17 protein-coding genes are annotated in these 19355 nt (G+C 61.7%); 4 read left to right on the top strand and 13 right to left on the bottom strand.

From position 1 onward, the window contains the following. Window positions 1-52 precede the first annotated feature (52 nt). From AC0L28_RS09490 to coxB, 6 genes are all read right to left on the bottom strand, one after another. Window positions 53-526: an aminoacyl-tRNA deacylase gene (locus AC0L28_RS09490; RefSeq protein WP_023802548.1), complete on the bottom strand. Its 474-nt coding sequence runs from the start codon at window positions 524-526 to the stop codon at window positions 53-55. A 179-nt stretch (window positions 527-705) separates the two neighbouring features. After that, entirely contained in the window at window positions 706-1110 is a 405-nt protein-coding gene (locus AC0L28_RS09485; RefSeq protein WP_051505866.1) for a cytochrome C oxidase subunit IV family protein, read from the bottom strand. A 31-nt stretch (window positions 1111-1141) separates the two neighbouring features. Next, entirely contained in the window at window positions 1142-1864 is a 723-nt protein-coding gene (locus tag AC0L28_RS09480) for a heme-copper oxidase subunit III family protein (protein WP_128169954.1), read from the bottom strand. Window positions 1865-1877: 13 nt separating this feature from the next. Next, the gene (locus tag AC0L28_RS09475) at window positions 1878-2582 is read right to left on the bottom strand and encodes a cytochrome c oxidase subunit 3 (protein WP_091596997.1); all 705 of its coding nucleotides are present in this window, start codon (window positions 2580-2582) and stop codon (window positions 1878-1880) included. Beyond that, the gene (gene ctaD / locus AC0L28_RS09470; RefSeq protein ID WP_023802544.1) at window positions 2579-4348 is read right to left on the bottom strand and encodes a cytochrome c oxidase subunit I; all 1770 of its coding nucleotides are present in this window, start codon (window positions 4346-4348) and stop codon (window positions 2579-2581) included. The genes AC0L28_RS09475 and ctaD overlap by 4 nt, the downstream gene beginning before the upstream one ends. A gap of 89 nt (window positions 4349-4437) precedes the next feature. Next, the gene (gene coxB, locus AC0L28_RS09465; RefSeq protein WP_023802543.1) at window positions 4438-5253 is read right to left on the bottom strand and encodes a cytochrome c oxidase subunit II; all 816 of its coding nucleotides are present in this window, start codon (window positions 5251-5253) and stop codon (window positions 4438-4440) included. Between the two features lie 127 nt (window positions 5254-5380). On the opposite strand from coxB, the gene AC0L28_RS09460 reads away from it, so the two are divergent. After that, window positions 5381-5605, top strand: coding sequence for a hypothetical protein (locus tag AC0L28_RS09460; protein ID WP_473476989.1), 225 nt, complete (start codon window positions 5381-5383; stop codon window positions 5603-5605). Window positions 5606-5698: 93 nt separating this feature from the next. Here AC0L28_RS09460 and AC0L28_RS09455 read toward each other — a convergent pair whose 3' ends face one another. Beyond that, window positions 5699-6622: a LysR family transcriptional regulator gene (locus AC0L28_RS09455; RefSeq protein ID WP_473476986.1), complete on the bottom strand. Its 924-nt coding sequence runs from the start codon at window positions 6620-6622 to the stop codon at window positions 5699-5701. A 128-nt stretch (window positions 6623-6750) separates the two neighbouring features. Here AC0L28_RS09455 and AC0L28_RS09450 point away from each other — a divergent pair, with 128 nt between their 5' ends. Then, window positions 6751-8202: an MFS transporter gene (locus AC0L28_RS09450; protein ID WP_473476984.1), complete on the top strand. Its 1452-nt coding sequence runs from the start codon at window positions 6751-6753 to the stop codon at window positions 8200-8202. A gap of 45 nt (window positions 8203-8247) precedes the next feature. On the opposite strand, the gene radC is transcribed toward AC0L28_RS09450, so the two are convergent. After that, window positions 8248-9012, bottom strand: a complete 765-nt coding sequence (gene radC, locus AC0L28_RS09445) for a RadC family protein (RefSeq protein ID WP_023802539.1) — start codon at window positions 9010-9012, stop codon at window positions 8248-8250. Window positions 9013-9061: 49 nt separating this feature from the next. Next, on the bottom strand, window positions 9062-9889 hold the full coding sequence (gene map, locus AC0L28_RS09440; RefSeq protein WP_027156242.1) for a type I methionyl aminopeptidase: 828 nt from the start codon (window positions 9887-9889) through the stop codon (window positions 9062-9064). A gap of 290 nt (window positions 9890-10179) precedes the next feature. Here map and AC0L28_RS09435 point away from each other — a divergent pair, with 290 nt between their 5' ends. Continuing rightward, entirely contained in the window at window positions 10180-10476 is a 297-nt protein-coding gene (locus AC0L28_RS09435) for a DUF982 domain-containing protein (protein WP_128176546.1), read from the top strand. A gap of 109 nt (window positions 10477-10585) precedes the next feature. Further along, window positions 10586-11266 (top strand): DUF2161 domain-containing phosphodiesterase, encoded by a 681-nt coding sequence (locus AC0L28_RS09430; RefSeq protein ID WP_128169946.1) that lies wholly within the window; start codon window positions 10586-10588, stop codon window positions 11264-11266. A 36-nt stretch (window positions 11267-11302) separates the two neighbouring features. On the opposite strand, the gene AC0L28_RS09425 is transcribed toward AC0L28_RS09430, so the two are convergent. The 4 genes from AC0L28_RS09425 to AC0L28_RS09410 all read right to left on the bottom strand — a co-directional run bounded on the left by AC0L28_RS09425 (window position 11303) and on the right by AC0L28_RS09410 (window position 19230). After that, entirely contained in the window at window positions 11303-12991 is a 1689-nt protein-coding gene (locus tag AC0L28_RS09425) for a GNAT family N-acetyltransferase (protein ID WP_473476981.1), read from the bottom strand. A 22-nt stretch (window positions 12992-13013) separates the two neighbouring features. Next, complete coding sequence (locus AC0L28_RS09420) at window positions 13014-14351, bottom strand: HlyD family type I secretion periplasmic adaptor subunit (protein WP_128169944.1); 1338 nt, start codon at window positions 14349-14351, stop codon at window positions 13014-13016. A gap of 12 nt (window positions 14352-14363) precedes the next feature. Further along, window positions 14364-17057 carry a type I secretion system permease/ATPase gene (locus AC0L28_RS09415; protein WP_473476979.1) on the bottom strand — a complete coding sequence of 898 codons (2694 nt, stop codon included), beginning with the start codon at window positions 17055-17057 and terminating at the stop codon, window positions 14364-14366. Between the two features lie 172 nt (window positions 17058-17229). After that, window positions 17230-19230, bottom strand: coding sequence for a type I secretion protein (locus AC0L28_RS09410; protein WP_473477083.1), 2001 nt, complete (start codon window positions 19228-19230; stop codon window positions 17230-17232). Window positions 19231-19355: the final 125 nt, after the last annotated feature.

Genomic DNA, 19355 nt, shown 5'->3' with positions numbered 1-19355 from the left:
TCCTGCCCTGCCGCACCGGCGAGAGGCCGCTGCGGCAGGTTGGCAAGAGTGTTTAGTAAGCCGGATAGCTAAAGCGGGCTTGTTGTGCGTCGCTGGTCAGGTTGCGGAAATCCTTGCCGCTGACATGCACGAGCGTCCTGTGGTCGCCACCCTCGAAATAGATATCGCCGGCATTGCCGAGGCTTTCATCGACAATCACCGGCACATCGTAGGCCGCGCCGATCGGCGGGATGGCGCCGGTGTCGCAATCCTCGAAGAGCGAAACCACCTCGTCCTCGGAGGCGAGCCCGATACGCTGGTGCATCACGTCCTGCAACGTGCCGAGCTCGATCCTGTGCGTACTGGGCACCACGGCCAGCGCATAGCCACCGTCGTGGTGAACCACCACCGATTTGGCCATTATGCTGCCGGGCACATGCGCCGCTAGGGCGGACTGCCTGCTTGTCGACGTGCGGTGGTGCTCGACGGTATCGTAGGAAATTCCTTTCTCGTCGATAAAGTCCTTCAATCTGTTTGCGATCGTCATCTTGAGCCTCCCTTCCTGGAGTTCGCGACGGAGAAACGACGAAAATCGTTCTCCTTCTGTCGTTTTCCGGTGGTGACAAAAATGGGCCAGCTGTCGACCGTTTCAAGGCAAGGCAGAGCGGGCCGTGAACAGCCCCTCCGGCCCCCGACGGGAAACGCTGCCCGAACCCGGATTGCGCGTCAGGGCTCGGTCCCAAAAAACAGCGTCCGGGTGAGAAGCGTGTACTCCGATTCGAAGACCATCATTGCCACGAACACCAGCACCAGGATCGGCGGCAATATGATCGCATAGGTCAGCGCCAGCCGTTCCCAGGCCATATGCATGAAGACCGCGACGATCAGCCCGGCCTTGAGCATCATGAAGATCAGGATCAGCGACCATCTGAGATAGCCCTGGAGGCCGACATAATCGACCAGATAGGAGCAGGCGCTGAGGATGAACAGCCATCCCCAGACCACCAGATAGAGCTTGATAGGGTGCTCCTGATGAACCTCCGCAGGGGCGATGCCGGTTGCTGCCGCATCATGCGCTTGGGTTCCGTGCAGCGTATGTTGCCCCAGACCGTTTGCGGTTGCTTCAGCCATATCTGCCTCTCACCAAAGCCATGTCTGCCTCTCACCAAAGATAGAAGAATGCGAAAATGAACACCCAGACCAAGTCGACGAAATGCCAGTAGAGTCCCATGATCTCGACGTGCTCGTAGCTGCCCCTGCGGCTGGTGAAGAACCCGGGCCGGCCGGTTTCGTAATCTCCGCGCCAGACCTTTCGCGCCACGATGATCAGGAAGATCACCCCGAACGTCACATGGGTGCCGTGAAAGCCGGTGATCATAAAGAAGGATGACCCGAACTGCGCCGCGCCCCACGGATTGCCCCAGGGCCGTACCCCCTCGGAGATCAGCTTGGTCCATTCGAAGGCCTGCATGCCGACGAAAGTCGCGCCGAGTGCTGCGGTCAAAAGCATCAGGATCGCCGTTTTGCGGCGGTCGTGGCGGTAGCCGAAATTCACCGCCATGGCCATCGTTCCGCTGCTCGAGATCAGCACGAAGGTCATGATGGCGATAAGGATCAGTGGAATATTCGAGCCGCCGATATGAAGGGCAAAGACTTCGCTCGGATTGGGCCACGGCACTCGGGTGGACATGCGCGCGGTCATGTAGGAGAGCAGGAAGCAGCCGAAGACGAAGGTGTCGCTGAGCAGGAAGATCCACATCATGGCCTTGCCCCAGGACACGTTCTTGAACGCGCGCTGATCCGAGGACCAGTCGGCGGCGACGCCTTGCAAGCCAGCCGGCCGCGCCTGTGCTTGGCCGGTATGCGTCACGGTCGTGTCTGCCATCCGTCCGGCCCTCCTAGGTCAGCAGCTGTCGGCAAATTTCGATAAAAGTCGCGGCCCAGCCGGCCAGAAGTGCAAAAATGGCGAGCCAGACGAAAAGCAGGAAATGCCAGTACATGGCGCACAGTTCGACACTGAGGCGAAGCCGCTCCGGCCGTGCTCCGTTCCAGGCGCCGGCAGTTGTTCTGCCCAGGCCCACTAGCCCGCCCAGTATGTGCAGCCCATGCATCCCGGTTATCAGGTAGAAAAAACTGTTGGCCGGATTGGCGGTCAGCAAGTAGCCGTCGGCGGTCAGTTCCCGCCAAGCCACAAGCTGTCCAACCAGGAAGGCAAGAGCGGTGAGCCCAGCCGTGACGAGGCCGAGCCTGACCGCGTCGATCTCGCCCCGGCGCGCAGCGACCGAGGCGCATTGCAGCGCGATGCTGCTCAGGACCAGCACGCCGGTGTTGAACCAGAGCACGCGCGGCAGCGGCAGCGCCTGCCAGTCCGACAGCGCCATGCGCATGAAGTAGGCGCTGGTGAAAAGCGCAAACAGGCAGCCGACGACGGCGAGGAAGACGCCGAGCCCGATCTTGGCGGTCGGCAGCGCCGATCCTTCCGGGCCTATAATATCCCCGATCAAACCTTGCTCGAGCCATGGCTTGGCCATCAGCCGCTGATGGGAAAGCCACCATCCGACAAAGCCGACGATGACGAGGAGGAAGACCAGAATGACGCTCATGCCGGCTCCCTGGAGGATCCGAAGGAGCCCGGCATGTTTTGCGGGATAAAGTCCTCCTTGGCGCCCGGGACGCTGTAGTCATAGGCCCAGCGATAGACGATCGGCAGTTCCTTGCCGAAATTGCCATGGGCGGGCGGTGTTTCGGACGTCTGCCATTCAAGCGTCGTGGCGCGCCACGGATTGCCGCCGGCCTCGCGGCCGTGGCGAATGCTCCAGATCAGATTGAACAGGAACACGATTTGGGCGAAGCCGACGAGGAACGCCATGATGCTGATGAACGCGTTCAGATCGTGGGCCGACTCGGTCATCACCGTCGTGGCGGTCAGTTCGTTGTAGCGGCGTGGCACACCCATCAGGCCGATGTAGTGCATGGGAAAGAAAATCAGATAGGCCCCGAGGAAGGTGACCCAGAAATGGAACTGGCCCATGGCCTCGTTCAGCATCCGGCCAGTGACCTTCGGGTACCAGTGATAGATCGCCCCCAAGATCACGAGGATCGGGGCAACGCCCATGACCATATGGAAATGGGCAACGACGAACATCGTGTCCGATAGCGGAACGTCGACGACGACGTTGCCGAGAAACAGTCCGGTCAGCCCGCCATTGACGAAGGTGACGATGAAGGCCAGCGCAAAAAGCATCGGCACGGTGAGGTGGATGTCGCCGCGCCACAATGTCAGCACCCAATTGTAGACCTTGATCGCGGTCGGGACGGCAATGATCAATGTCGTGGTGGCGAAGAAGAAGCCGAAATAGGGATGCATACCGCTGACATACATGTGGTGCGCCCAGACCACGAAGCTCAGCGCGCCGATGCCGACGATGGCCCAGACCATCATCCGGTAGCCGAAGATGTTCTTGCGCGCATGGGTGCTGATCAGGTCGGACACGATGCCGAAGGCCGGCAGCGCCACTATGTAGACCTCGGGGTGGCCGAAGAACCAGAACAGATGCTGGAACAGGATCGGGCTGCCGCCGCCGTGCTGCAGTTGTTCGCCCATCTCGACGATGGCCGGCATGAAGAAGCTGGTGCCGAGCGCACGGTCGAACAACATCATCACGCAGGCGACAAACAGCGCCGGGAAGGCGAGCAGCGCCATGACTGTCGCGGTGAAGATACCCCAGACGGTCAGCGGCAGGCGCATCAGCGTCATGCCGCGTGTGCGGGCCTGCAGCACCGTCACGACGTAGTTCAAGCCGCCCATGGTGAAGCCGATGATGAACAGGATCAGTGAGACGAGCATCAGGATGATGCCCCAGTCCTGGCCGCCTGGTGTGCCGGTCATGATCGCCTGCGGCGGATAAAGCGTCCAGCCGGCGCCGGTCGGTCCGCCGGGCGCAAAGAAGCTCGACACCAAAACCAGCACGGCGAGCAGGTAGATCCAGTAGCTCAGCATGTTGACATAGGGAAAGACCATGTCGCGCGCGCCGACCATCAGCGGGATCAGGTAGTTGCCGAATCCGCCCAGGAACAGTGCCGTGAGCAGGTAGATCACCATGATCATGCCGTGCATGGTGATGAACTGGTAGTAGGCTTCCGGGGTGATGAAGTCGAAGGTGCCGGGGAAGCCGAGCTGCAGCCGCATCATCCAGGACAGCACCAGCGCCACCATGCCGATTGCCGTCGCCGTCGCCGAATACTGGATGGCGATGACCTTGGCGTCCTGCGAAAAGACGTACTTCGTCCACCAGCTGTGCGGATGGTAGAGTTCCATCTCCGCGACTTCGGCCGGCGGTACCCCATCTGCAGGTGTGACATCGACCATATAGGAACACCTCCGTGTCCTTTTCGGCCAGGCTCGACAGTTTCGAGCCGTGCCGCAATTTCAACCCAAATCGCCGTCTTTGCCGGCGTCTACTCTGCCGAGCCCACCTGCTGGGGGGCCGACAATTGCGCAAAAGTCTGCTGTTCGCCGAGCCACGCCAGATAGTCTTCCGGCGTGTCGACCATCACCACGCCATTCATCAACGGGTGCCCCTGGCCACAAAGCTCGGCACACAGGACCTGAAAAGTTCCGGTCTTGGTCGGGGTGAACCAGAAATAGGTGACCGAGCCCGGGATCATGTCCATCTTGGCGCGGAATTCCGGCACGTAGAAATCGTGCAGCACATCGATCGAGCGGAGCAGCATCTTGACCGGCTTGCCGACCGGCAGATGCAGATCGGCGGCTTCGACGACGACATCGTCCTGGCCGTTGGCGTCACTGGGGTCTACGCCGAGAGGATTTTCAGGGCTGACGTTGCGGGTGTCGGACGTGCCGAGCTTGCCGTCCTTGCCGGGCAAGCGGAAACTCCACTGCCATTGCTGGCCGACGACTTCGACCTCGGTTGCGTCGCTTGGGACGCTGACGAACTGGTTCCAGACGAACAGGCCGGGAACCAGCATGGCGGTGACGCCGATTGCGGTGACGATCGTCAGCCACCATTCGAGCCGCTTGTTCTCGGGTTCGTATGCAGCCTGGTTGCCCTCCCGGTGACGGAAGCGGAAGACGCAATAAGCCATGAATAGGACGACGGCGGCGAAGACGACGCCGGTGATCCAGAAGGTGATGATGATGGTGTTGTCGATATAGTCCCAATTAGAGGCAATCGGCGTCCACCACCATGGGCTCAGGAAGTGGAACAACACTGAGCCCACAACTACCAAAACGAGTACAAGCGCTATGGCCATATCCCGTTCCTCCCGGCATTCCAAGGGCGCGAAGCCGTCCCAGGAAATGCCAAATGCATCATAGCTCGATTTCCGGTCGAAATTCTAGTGCGGTCTTCCCGTCAGACGAAAACGCAATGGCGATGATGTGGAAGAACCCAAGAAGAAGAAGGCTGCGGCGAAGAAAAAACCTGCTGGGGCACCGAACAACACGGCGTTCTGCCGGATCGTGAAAGGCCGCCGGCTCGCGGGGGAGGAGGCTGGTTCGGAATGGTGCCGACGCGATAAAGGCGATTGTTTTTTCGCCGACCGGCTCCTGCTGTCCTGGCGATTCGGCTGCTGTCGGGGCGAGGCGAGGCCGATTTCGACCTAACCGGGTTCAGCGAGGCGGTCGGTCGGAATCGCCGGCACCTGCAACATAGAGTTGCTGTGATCGAATCAGCAACGCTCCCTTGACCGTTGCGCTTTAAGAGATCCAGTGAGTTTTTCCGGTGCAAACGTCTCGAACGCAGCCGCGCAGCCACCGGTGCGCCGGATCGGCATCCAGCCGCGGGTGCCACAAAAGTGAGACCGCGATTTCCGGCAGGGGAACCGGCAGAGGGAACCAGAACATTCCATCGCGCAGGTTTCCCGTATAGCGTTCGGGAACGCTGGCGATCAGGTCTGAGGCACGCGCCAGAGCCAGAGCTTCCGAAAAGCCGCTGACGACCGTCACGATCTCCCGTTTCAACCCTAACGGCGCAAGGGCATCGTCGATCGGTCCCCTGTCGAGTCCGCGACGGGAGATGAGGATGTGCCGGCCGGCTGCGTAGCGGGTAGGGGTCATCGTGAACTCGCACAATGGATGTCCCATCCGCACGACGCCGACGAAACGATCACGGAACAGCGCTTGCGCGCGCATCTCCGGTCCCGTGGCCTTTCCGACAACGCCGGTTTCCAGGTCTACGCTACCGTCGCGCAGAGGCGTGCTGTCCTTGTCCGGCTTCAGCACAAAACGCAGCCGCACGCCCGGTGCTTGTTCGCCGACGCGCGCAATGAGATCCGGCCCGAAATTCTCGACAAAGCCATCCCTGTTTCTAAGCGTGAAGGTCCGCTCAAGCCGTTTCAGGTCGAGCATCTCAACAGGGCGCAAAACGGCTTCGGCGTCCTGCACAAGCCGACCGACGCGCTCGCGGAGCTCAAGGGCCCGAGGTGTCGGAACGAGGCCGCGTCCGGCCCTGACCAGCAGCGGATCGCCCGTCGTCTCACGCAATCGCGCCAGCGCCCGGCTCATCGCCGACGGGCTCAGCCGCAGCCTTCTGGCGGCGCGCGCCACGCTGCCTTCCGTCAACAACACTTCAAGCGTGACAAGCAGATTGAGGTCGGATGCGACATATGATGATCGTAGCATGGCCGGCACGATCTGACATGGCGTCAAACGCAACGATTACGTGCAAATGATGCGCCTTCCGCCATCTCAAGCAAAGGACTACCTGTCTGCCAGCTCCGTTTCGGGAGTCGCGCCAGAAAACGGAGTTCATGTTGAAGCCAATCGATGTAGGACGGGCAGTCGCCGAAAATCCAGAACGGGCACCTGCGGTTCGGTGGGCGCTCGCCAGCCTTTCGCTATCGATGTTGCTGTCCTCGCTCGGCATCAGCATCGCCAATGTCGCCTTGCCGACGTTGACGCAGGCGTTCGACGCCTCGTTCCAGGAGGTCCAGTGGATCGTGCTGGCTTACCTCCTCGCCATCACCACCCTGATCGTCAGCGTCGGGCGACTAGGTGACATCACCGGTCGCCGGCGGCTGCTGCTGGCCGGGCTGTTCCTGTTTACGGTGGCCTCGGTCCTGTGTGGCGTCGCGCAGACGCTCTGGCTGCTGATTGCAGCCCGGGCGGCCCAGGGCTTGGCGGCGGCCATCATGATGACCCTGACCATGGCTTTTATCGGTGAGACGGTGCCGAAGGCAAGGACCGGCAGCGCCATGGGGCTGCTCGGAACGATGTCGGCGATCGGCACCGCTCTCGGTCCCTCGCTCGGCGGTCTGCTGATTGCCGGAGCCGGTTGGCGGGCGATCTTCCTCGTCAACGTGCCACTGGGCTTGCTGGCATTTTGTCTCGCCTACCGCTATCTGCCGGCTGATCGCCGGGAGCCGAAGACGGATCGGGCCGGCTTCGACGTTGTCGGCACGCTGCTGCTTGCCCTGACGCTTGGCGCCTATGCGCTCGCGATGACGATCGGGCGTGGCAGTTTTGGTCAGCTCAACCTGGCTCTATTCGTGGCTGCAGTCTTCGCGGCCGGTTTGTTTGTGCTTGTCGAGGCGAGAGTGGCGTCGCCTTTGATCCGATTGGCCGCTTTCGGCAATACGACGTTGAGCGCGAGCCTCGCCACGAGCGCGCTCGTGGCGACGGTGATGATGGCGACACTGGTGGTCGGGCCGTTCTATCTGTCTCGTGCGCTCGGGCTCGACGCCGCTGTTGTTGGCATCGTCATGTCGGTCGGTCCGCTTGTCGCCGCGCTGACAGGTGTGCCGGCTGGTCGCATAGCCGACCGTTTTGGCGCTGGGCGCATGACCGTCATTGGGCTTACCGCGATAGCCGCCGGTTGCTTCATTCTATCCGTGATGCCGGCAATATCGGGCATCCCTGGCTACATCGCCCCGATCGCCGTCATCACATCTGGTTATGCGCTGTTTCAAACGGCAAACAACACCGCTGTCATGTCGGATATCCGCCCGGACCAGCGGGGCGTCATTTCCGGCTTGCTCAATTTGTCGCGCAATCTCGGGCTCATCACCGGCGCATCCGTCATGGGCGCTGTGTTCGCATTCGCCTCAGAGGCCATCGACATCGCAATGGCGCGGCCCGACGCCGTCGCGACCGGTATGCGGATCACGTTTGCAGTCGCGGCAATACTGATAATCGTCGCGCTCGTCGTTGCGGTCGGAGGCCGCGTTCTCGCGGCACGCCCGTCGCTGCCTGGCGTGTCATGACACGAGACCGGACGCTTTGGGGCCGATGCTTGTCCAAACAGGGCGTCAGATCAGCAGCAGGCCCTTCATGCTGGCATGACCCTTCTTGCCGATGATGATGTGATCGTGGACGGCGATGCCGAGCGGTTTGGCCGTCTCGATGACCAGCTTTGTCATCTCGATGTCGGCGCGCGACGGCGTCGGGTCGCCTGACGGATGATTATGCGCCAGAATGATCGCCGTGGCGGAGAGTTCGAGCGCCCGCTTGACCACTTCGCGCGGATAGACCGGCGTGTGGTCGACGGTGCCGACCTGCTGCACCTCGTCGGCGATCAGCGCGTTCTTCTTGTCGAGAAACAGAATGCGGAACTGCTCGCGCTCCTCGAAAGCCATGACCGACCGGCAGTATCCGAGAACCTGCGTCCAGGACGACAGGACCTCGCGGCCTTTTATCTCGCTGCGTGCCGCGCGTTGGGCGGCCGCGGCAACGATCTTCAGATCGAGTGCCACTGCCGGACCGATACCGCTGACCTCCTCAAGCCGCGCGACCGGCGCGCCAAGCACCTCGGCCAGCGTGCCGAAGCGTGCCAGCAATGCCTTGGCGACGGGCTTGGTGTCGGCGCGGGGGATCAGGCGAAACAGCAAGAGCTCCAGCAATTCGTAGTCGGGGAGGGCGTCGGAACCGGCCGCAAACCGTTGGCGCAAGCGGTCGCGATGGCCGAGATAGTGCGGCTTTTCGGGCGACTTATCGACCGAATTGGCTTTCGCGAGCGGTTTTATCGGTGTTTCGGGAAAGAAGATCCGTTCGTCATCGTCGCTGGTCTTTCCCATAGGCCGCCCGCATTTTCTTGACCGGAAAGATCCGGCCCTCGCGCAAACACTATGCTGGCAGGCCGGGGCGGTCGAGGTTTTTTGGCGACAGCGTGAAAATCTCGCATCCGGTCTCGGTGACGCCGATCGTGTGCTCGTACTGCGCCGACAGCGAGCGGTCGCGTGTCACCGCCGTCCAGCCATCCGACAGCACTTTTACGTGCGGCCGCCCGAGATTGATCATCGGTTCGACGGTGAAGATCATGCCCGGCCGCATCTCGACGCCCTCGCTGGCGCTGCCATAGTGCAGGATGTTCGGCGCATCGTGAAAGAGCTGGCCGACGCCGTGGCCGCAGAAATCGCGCACCACCGAGCAGCGCTCGGCTTCGGCATAGGTCTGGATGGCGGCGCCGATGGCGCCGGTGCGGGCGCCGGGCCTGATCGCGGCGATGCCGCGCATCAGGCATTCATGCGTGACCTCGAGCAGGCGCTCGGCGGCGCGCTTGATCGTGCCCACCGGATACATGCGCGAGGAATCGCCATGCCAGCCATCGAGGATGTAAGTGACATCGATGTTGACGATGTCGCCGTCCTTCAACGGCTTGCTGTCGGGGATGCCATGGCAGACGACGTGGTTGATCGAGGTGCAGGACGACTTGGTGTAGCCGCGATAGTTGAGCGTCGCCGGCAATGCGCCGTGATCCATGCCAAACTCGAAGACGAAGCGGTCGATGGTTTCGGTGGTGACGCCCGGCGCGACGATCGACACCAGTTCGTCGAGGCAGCGCGCGGTGAGATCGCAGGCCTTGCGCATGCCGGCAAAGCCTTCTTCGCCATAGAGGCGGATCTGGCCGGTGTTTCTGAGCGGTGCCGTGGCGGCTTCGAGATAGGTGACCATTGTGTCCGTCTTGCCGGGTGAAAGGGCCTCTGTTGAGCCCGCGAGAAAAGTCCCTCAGATTTGGCACCGGACGGCGCCAGGTTCAAGGACGAACTGCCGGCGATTGGGCTCAAGCCGGCGATATTCACGCTTTGCGGCTTCATCTTGTGCGTGTCCGGCCCCATGCCGGGCCGTTCGTCCGCACTGACGACATATTTCTGAACAAGATGTGGGCCTGAGCGGAAAGCCGGTCAAAGCAACTTTTTGCGACGAGCGGCGTTGCCGCGGGACCGCGTTCTGGCGAGACAGGAATGGACAGATTGCAATTCGAGGTGCCGGTGCGCATCACGACCGCGGCTGGCCTGCCAGTCGAGGAAATATACAGCGTCGAACAGGCGCTGGATTTCCTGCAAGGCTGGCCGGTTCGCCGCCAGGGCCCAGTCTATCAGGCTGCGTTCAACGCCTGCTTCGGCGCCACCGTCGACCTGATCGAGACCGAGGAGGCTTGCCGGGCGTTCATGGCATTCTGCCGGGTGAGCCGCCTGCTGGCCAGGGATATGATGGTTCCGCGCAAGCGCGGAGGCGAGGCGAGGGGGCTGAGGGCTTAACGCCGAGCGGGCAAGTCCCAGCAAATTGCTTGATGCATAGCTTGCCCTCGGTGGCAACGCCTGTCGGTGATGCTGTGCCAACCAGCCACGAATCGGCTATGCGTCGCGCATGCAGGAAACGTCTCTTTACATGCCGGTGAAGCGGTTTCTTGAGAGTCTGGACTTCACTGTCAAAGGCGAGGTTGGCGGCTGCGACGTCGTTGGACTGCGTGACGGCGAGCCGCCCGTGCTCGTCATCTGCGAATTGAAGCTGCAGTTCAACCTCGAACTCATTCTTCAAGGTGTTGACCGTGCTGCGTCATGCGATGAGGTCTGGCTCGCGGCGAGGATGTCAAGTCGAGGCAAGGGCCGCGAGCACGATCGCCGGTTCCGTGCGCTGTGCCGGCGGCTCGGCTTCGGCCTTCTCGGGGTTGGCTCCGCCGGCAACGTCGAATTGCTGCTCAGTCCGGCCGCCTTGCCGCCCCGGCGAGACCCGAGGCGACGGTCGCGCCTGGTGGACGAGCATCGGCGCCGGCGCGGCGACCCTGTAGTCGGCGGCGGCTCGCGTACGCCGGTCATGACCGCTTACCGGCAGGACGCGCTGGCCTGCGCCGCTGCCATGGTCGACGGCCCAAAACGCCCGCGCGATCTGAAAACCATTTCGCCACGCGCCGCCAATATCCTGCTTCACAATGTCTATGGCTGGTTCGCCAGGGCCGAGCGCGGCGTTTATGCGCTTACCGACGTTGGCCGTGCTGCGCTACAGCGCTGGCCTCAATCGGCTTCTGACGAGGCAGCACGAGTCGTTTGAGCGACTTGCAGCGGCACGCAGACAACGAAGTCCCCGTCAAGTGACAGAAGAGGTGGAGCGGCTTACGGTTGCCGGCCGCGCAACCGTGAGCAGAGTGGTCAGCCCCAGCGGCAGCGACGGCTGGATGACGGGCTTCTCGCGCTCAGGTTTCTTTAGAATGTAGAGCGGCTTGGCTGTCCTCAGCTGCTGCAATTGTCGCCGGGCCTTGGCGCGCAGGGCGGTTTCCGCGGGGGCGGGCGATCCATTCTCAAGGACCAGAGTGAAAGCCTGGGCCGCCTCATCCGTCCGCTGCAGGGCGAGAAGGCTGCGGCCCAGGGCATAACGCGCTAGAATGAGGCCTGGATTGAGGTCCGTTGCTCGCCCAAACGACTCGATGGCTGCGGAGTGGTCGTTTAGCGACTGCTGCGCAATGCCCAGGCAAAGCCAGGCGTTTACAGATTGCGGCGACATGGCTGCAAGCGCGCCGAAGCATTCCGCAGCCTGACGGTGATCGCCCTTGGTGCCCAGAACGTGACCGAGTCCGTACAGAGCCTGATCATGCGTCGGCTCGGTGTTCAGGATCTGGCGATAGATGTTTTCGGCCTGGATGATCCAACCCTTCTTGTGGAGGCCGGCCGCCTGCTGCAACGCGCCGACCAAGGATCGCCTGTCCAACTGGTCGCCAAGGTTCCGGCCGGTTTTGGTCCGCACAAGAGTGCAGTTGAGGACGGTTTCGTGGGTGCCGAAGGAATATTTGTAAGGTTCGTTGCCGCGCAGGAAATCATATGTCCGGAAACCGTTCTCGATCGCGCGGCGGATGCAATAACCGTGCAGGACCAGTCCCGACGGCAGCATGTCGGCCGTCTCGTCGCGCCCGACCATGTGGAACAGCATGCTCTTCTTCACCGGATCGAGGAAGATCGCGAGAGCGCTCAAGGGCCGGTCGCCGTGCCAAAGTACAGGCACAAACAGCGTGCCCCGTTCGAAAGCTTGCCTGAACAGCAGTCGGTTACTCTTGACCAGGCCGGGAACCAGCTTCCCCTTCCGCGGCGTCCACTTGATGCGCCAGAACTCGAGCAGGATGTCGATATCGCGCTCGATGGTAGAGGCGTCGGCATGCGTTATGCGAAACTCGTCAGAGTTCTCCAGTTTCCGAAGAAATCTCCGCATCTTTTGGCGGGTGTTAGCGCTGAGATTGTGCAGAAGATAATCTTCCCATGAGGACGGGAGGTCGATCGCCGGGCATATGCAGTTGTCAACATTGTCAACCTGGTTGACGCGCCTCATTCGACGGATCGTCAGCCGATTGTCGGAAAGCTGCTCCATCAGCCAGGCTATCCTGCGTTCCGACATCCGCAGGTTTTCCAGATGCAGGCTGGCCCAATGCATCGTCTTCAGATGCTTCGCGAAAACCGCGATTGCCCGGTAGGCGTATTCCGGCGCGCAGAGGATGCCGGTATAATCGGCTGCGAGGTTTCCCCCCATATACACTTCATGGTAGATTTCGCCGGTATTTTTCCTCATGCTGGTGCGCAGCCGGAGCGGCAGAAGCGCGACATAGGGAGAGCCCGGCGGCCCCTTGCGCGCCGCCAAAATGAACCATTCACCGTCGAAGCGTCGAAGATAGTGGGAAAGAAAGTCCCACGAGACGAAGAAATGCGCGTCAGGATCCCTGGCGTAGAGGTCGTCCCAGTTGTCGCGAAGCCCGTTCAGTTCTTCCGGGCGTGTCAAGACGTCGATCTGCATATTTACCCCCCCGCCTCTACGGTCAGCGCTCATTAAATGCCCTAGCCATGCTGTCCTTGATCGGCTTGGACAGGTAGCTGAAAAAGGTCCGCTCCGCCGTCTGGATGAGAATTTCAGCGGGCATGCCTGGCGTCGGAACAAATCCAGGCACGCGAGCCAGTTCGCTGACTGGCAGGTTGACGCGCGCCAAATAGACCTCCTTTGCGGTCGGACCGGAAGCGTCGGGGAGCGAGTCGGCAGAGACGTAGTAGACTTCGCCGTTCAGAACCGGCGTCGTGCGCGCGTTGAGCGCGACCAGCCGTACCGTCGCCTTTTGTCCGACCTTGACATTGTCGATCTCGGTGCGAGGCACCTGCGCTTCTATGATAAGCGGCACATTCGCCGGCAAGATCTCCATGATGCTCTTGCCGCTCTCGATCACGCCGCCGGACGTGTGGTAGAATAACCGCACGACAGTGCCCGAAACCGGCGCATTGATCGTCGCTCGGCGCAGCACGTTTTGCGCCTCGCGGGACTGTTCGCGGATGCTGTCCAGTTCGGTTTCAACGCCCTCGAGTTCGTCGAGCGCCGCCTGGCGGTAGGCGTTTTCTGTCTGCCGCATCTCCTGTTCGTGCTTGATGACCTGGGCGCCGGTCTCGGATATCTCGGCTGAGAGCCGCCCCATCTGCCCTTCGGCATCTGCTATGGCGCGCTGAATCGCCTTGATCTCGGTCGCGCGGATCAATCCTTGGTCGAGCAGGGTCTTCTTGCCGGTATACTCCTCGCGTAGCAGACCGAGCTGTATCGTGACCGCTTTCAGCAACTGCTCATAACCGCCCGCCCGGAACTTCAGGGCGCCGATGTTCTGGTCGAGCAATCGGATCTCGCTGCTCATTTTGGTGCGCGAGCCCTCGAAGTTGAGACGCTGGCTATGCACGATCGAAGCAATTTCCGGGTCGTCGCGATTTTCGGTTATTGTGGCCGGGAACTGTATAGTCTCCGCCCCGTGCACCTCGGCGGTCAAGCGCGCCACGATCGCTTCAAGGCGCGCCTGGCGGAAGAACAACTGCCGTTCCTTTGCCCGCGCGGCCGTTTCGTCGAGCAGCACCAAAGGCTGATTGGTTACGACATGGTCGCCTTCGCTAACCAGAAGCTGCTTGATGATACCCCCTTCGAGGTGCTGGATGATCTTGTTCTGCCCAGTGGCCACGAAGCTTCCTTGCGCGACGATCGCGGCTGCGAGCGGTGCCGTGAATGCCCAGGTGCCAAATCCGCCGAAGGTGACGGCCATCAGCAGCAATCCGGCGGTCGTCTGCTTCCAAATGGAACGCGGAACGGCGCCATACCATTGAGCGTCTTCGATCTTGGCTATTTCCTTCACGGCCGTTCTCTCTCATTTGACCTGAATATTGGCAAAATGGCCGCCATCGAGGCTCATGCCGCGCGCCGCCAAAGCCTCGAGCACGTCCTGACGCATCCCGAAAAGAGCCACGGTGCCGTTGACGAGCACCAGGATCTTATCCACGGTCTGCAGCAAAGCAGGCCGCTGCGTGATCGTCACCATCGTGATCTTTTGCTCTTTGGCTTGCTGCAGGGCGCGCGACAAAGCCAACTCGCCAGCGGTGTCGAGGTTCGAATTCGGCTCGTCGAGGACCACCAGTTTCGGGCTGCCGAAAAAGGCGCGCGCCAGAGCGATACGCTGCTTCTGCCCGCCAGAAAGCGGCGCGCCATCGGCGGCGACAAAGGTCTCGTAGCCATGCGGGAGCGAGGCGATCAGTTCGTGCACGTCGGCTAGCTTGGCGGCTTCGTAAATTGCGCCATCGTCGACGTTTTCGCGCATTCTGGCGATGTTCGCCTTGATCGACCCCGGGAAAAGCTGCACGTCCTGGGGAAGGTAGCCGATGCTTTCACCAAATTGCCGCTGATCCCAGTTCCGCAGGTCCATCAGGTCGAGCCGCACGCTTCCCGAAGTTGGAAGGATCGAGCCGACGAGCATTTTGCCCAGGGTCGTTTTTCCGGCGCCCGAATTGCCGATGATCGCCAGCGAGTCTCCGGCCTCCAGGCCAAAGCCGATGCCATTGAGCACGACACGTTTGGTTCCTTGCGGCACGAACAGCAGCCGCTCGACATCGAGGCGCCCTTCCGGACGCGGCAGCTTCAGGCGTTCGAAGTTCAGCGGGGATTCCTTCAGCAGCGCACTGATGCGGCCAAAGGCGGCGCGTGACTGCACAACCTGGTTCCACCCTTCAATCGCACCCTCGATCGGGCCAAGTGCGCGACCGGCAATGATTGACGCGGCGATGACCATGCCACCCGTGACCGAGCCTTCGATGGCCAGGTAGGCGCCCCAGCCGAGCATTATGACCTGGGTCAGCAGCCGGACGCCCTTGGAAAGAGAAGCAAAGGCTATGTTTCGGTCCTGAGCTATGACCTGCCATTTGAGCGAGTTGCCGGTATCCTTGCCCCAGATCCACACGGCTTCGGGGATCATCGCGAGCGCGTTGATGATCTGCGAGTTGCGCGACATCGAATCGACGTGGAGGTTGGCTTTGGTTTGGCTTGTGTTGGCCTCGCCGAACGGCTTGGCGGTTGCGCGCTGGTTGGCGAGCGTGATGGCCAGCAGCAGCAGCGCCGTCGCCACGACGATAAAGCCGAGGTCGGGGTGGATCAGGAATATCGCCAGCATGAACAACGGGGCCATCGGCGCATCGAGAAGAGACAGCAACGTGCCGGACACCAGAAACGTACGCAGCTGCTGAAGATCCCCCAGCGTCTGATATTCGCGCCCGTTGCTGTGCAGTGAAGCCCTGGCGGCTGCGCTGAGGATTGGTCCGCCCAGTTGGGCGGCGACCTCGACCGCTGTGCGCATGAGGATGAAGCGCCGGATGGCGTCAAAAACCGACTGCAGGATGACTGCGCCGACGATCACGATCGTCAGCATCACCAGGGTGTCGACCGAGCGGCTCGTCAGCACGCGATCCGAAATCTGGAAGAGGTAGACTGGTATCGCAAGCACCAGCACGTTGGTCGCGATCGTGAAGATCATCACCGCGATGAGGTTCTTCTTGACCGCGCGAAGGCCGGCTGTGAGGCTTGCCGAGAGATCGACTGGGCCGAGACGCTTGTGGAACGCGCCGCCGCCGCCGCCATTGCCGCCGCCGCTCCCCTTGCCGGTTCCGGTCGGACCACCGCCGCCAGGCACTTCCCGGGCAAGCAAGGGACCGCGGTCGCCCTCGATTGTCACGCCGGGCAGAACCGGCTTGTTCTTCATCTCCTGCGTGGGCGGCTCTACTCGCGCGCTCGGCTGGTCCTGCTTGCCGGGCGCGTCCTTCGGCGCGTTCGGCGTCTTGCGTTCCAATATTTCCGGCTCGGGCTTGCGCGCGGGTTCTTCCTTTGGTGGTACGGCGCGCTGGGCCGGCTCGGGGATCCGAGGGCTCGGTGGCCGGATCTCCTGCGTGGGCGGCTCGCCTCCTCGCGCGCTCGGCTGGTCCTGCTTGCCGGGCGCGTCCTTCGGCGCGTTCGGCGTCTTCCGTTCCAGTATTTCCGGCTCGGGCTTGCGCGCGGGCTCTTCCTTTGGTGGTACGGCGCGCTGGGCCGGCTCGGAGATCCGAGGGCTTGGTGGCCGGATCTCCTGAGTGGGCGGCTCGCCTCCTCGCGCGCTCGGCTGGTCCTGCTTGCCGGGCGCGTCCTTCGGTGCGTTCGGCGTCTTCCGTTCCAGTATTTCCGGCCCGGGCCTGCGCGCCGGTTCTTCCATTGGCGCTACGGCGCGCTGGGCCGGCTCGGAGATCCGAGGGTTCGGTGGCCGGATGGGGTCGGGCCTTCTCATGCTGTCTGCGGCTGGAGCAGTGGGCGTGGCCGGCGACGGAGCCGAAGGCGCTTTTGCTTGCGGGGAGGGTGGTTGCACCTCGCGTTGCGGAGCGCTTCTATAACCAGGTAAAGGCGCGGTTGAAGGGCGCGCTTGTTCGGTGACCCTGGCTTGTTCGGTGACCTTGGCTGGCGTCGTTTCGCGAAGCGATGCTGGCGTTTCGGCTGGCCGGGCGTCCACTATGCGCCACAATTCGGCAACGACATCGTCCAGTTTTTCCACCGAACGATCGACCGCCTTGCTGTGACGAAACCAAGTCTGTGCGATCGGCTCGGCGGCGCTTCGCCCGACTGCTTCGCCGCCGTCATCCGGCCGATCCCATTCTGGTTCTTGGACGAAAGCGCGCCCGGTTTGATCGCGATCTTCGGTCATTGCTGCCACCCCGGTTCGAAAATCACGCGAGAACGCTTTGCATCGGATCGGAATAGGTCTCAGGCACGAGCGAGGGATACGCCACGTTTTGAGAGCCTTCCGGCGCCAGCATATCGTCATCGAGGAAAGCGACCGCTTCATTCACCAGCACGTCGGGATTCTGGCCGCCAAGATCGGGGCCGGTGGAAATCAGCTCCGCCTGGATGAGGATCTCGTCCGAATAGATGCCGCCGCCTACATAGGTCTTGCCGGTGGAATCCACGTCGGCAATGTAGGCATAATTGACCAGCGAGTTGGTTCCTGTCGAAATTGTCCAGTCCGCCTCCGGATGCGCCAGCGCATTCATGGCCAGGGCCACCTGATCGCTGTCACCAAGAATGGTGGTCTGTTTGATGTATTGTAGATTGAGGATGTCGCCGGAGATGTAGAGCACCCGAATCGCCCCGATGCCCGCGAATGCGCCATCGTTCAGTATGTCGGAAAGGTCACCGTTGCCGTTCTGCAGGCTTTCACACGCCTTGCGATAAGCTTCAGACATCGCCTCGAAGCGATCGCCGGCGCCGTAATTGACGATGTTGGCCTGGTTCCAAAGCAGATTGTCGCTGGTGGAGGCCGCGCCTTCGCCGGTTGTCTGGAAACCATCGACCGCGCCGATCAGGTCGTTGTCCAGCAGCACGTTCAACTGATGGATGATGTTGGCGTCGTAAATGTTTCCGCCGACGACGATCAGGTCGTAATTGAAGCCCAGTTCGTCCAGCGAAATGTCGTTGGCCGCCGTGTTGGCGCCGGCTGTCACCAGCGTCTTGACTCCCGATGACGACAGGACGGAAACGTCATTGTCCATCATGAAGGTGTATTGCTGGATCCAGTTCATGATGAGCAGGTCGCCTTCGACCTCGGTGACAACCCAGTGCTTGGGAAAGTCACCCTGCTTGGCCTGCGACGCCGCAGCTTCCGCCGACGGATCGATGCGCTTGAACATCGCGATATTGAAGCCTTGGGTCGGATCGGTGGCGTTCAGGCCCCAACCGTTGATGGAGGAACTGACGAGGTCGCTGTCGCACGCGACATTGATCTGAATGATCGCGTTGAGCTCGACATGGTCGCCCATCACCGCGCAAACCGGCGACTGCAGCCAATTGTTGGCCATCGCGACGCTGTTGACGAGGAGATTGCCGCCGGCTTCCAACTCGACTGAAACATCGATGTCGATGCTGCCGGACCCAGGCGTGTAGGAGGGTTGCTCGGCCTCTTCTTCCTCGTCCTCTTCCTCATCGGCTCGACGGTGCTTCTCCGGGAGGTGATCGTCGAGCTTGGGCGCTTCGTCCACGGACTGCCCATTGACGTAAGTGCCTTCGATGACGTCAGCCTTGACGACGAAAACATCGGCTTCGCCATCCGTTTCCTCCGCATAGCCGTTGAGCCGTTCGCCGGCTGTCTTGATGACAGCCACTATCTCCTCGGACGAACCCGGCATTTCCAGATCGTCGATCGGCGACAGATCCGCCGCCGCGCCCAGCGAGGTCGCCATTTCGGCAGCATGGTCCGCTGCTGCGGGAGAGAATTTCAGGCCATGTCCGCCAGCGCCTACATAGTCGTTATCGGAGAGCCGAAGCTCCTGATTGATAAGGACCGCCACCGAGCCAGGGGGCTCGATATGGGGCAGGATCAGGCGTGAAGGCGCACTCCCCATCGGCGGCGCGTCCGGGTGGAACAGAAAACCTGGATAGGCGACGTCCGGCTGCGGGATCGCAGGGATGTCTGGAGGAGCGAATTGGAAATCCGACCAGGGTGTCGTCAGGACAAGTTTGGGTGCAACTGGCGAATACTCGATGGAGGGAACGAAATCCTCCAGATCGTATCCTGCGTCGACGTTGACCGTTTGACTGGCAAGCTCCGGCGTTTCTTCCTCGACCGCCTGGGCCGCCTTGAATTCGTCATAGGCTTTCCTGAGACGGGCTTGCTCCAGTGTGATTTCAAAGAGTCCCACAAAGTGGCTGATCGCCTCGGTGATCTTGTCCATATACACGGAAGTTTCCTCCGGTTTTCGAGATCATCCGCGCCCTTGCCGGGTCGCGCTTCTCTTCTCTGGTTGGGAAGACTGCGCGGGGTTTTCCTCCGCGCAGTCCCTTTTTTGCAGGTCTCGCC

It is taken from the genome of Mesorhizobium sp. WSM4847, assembly GCF_055811335.1.
This window is presented reverse-complemented; position numbering and strand designations above follow the sequence as displayed.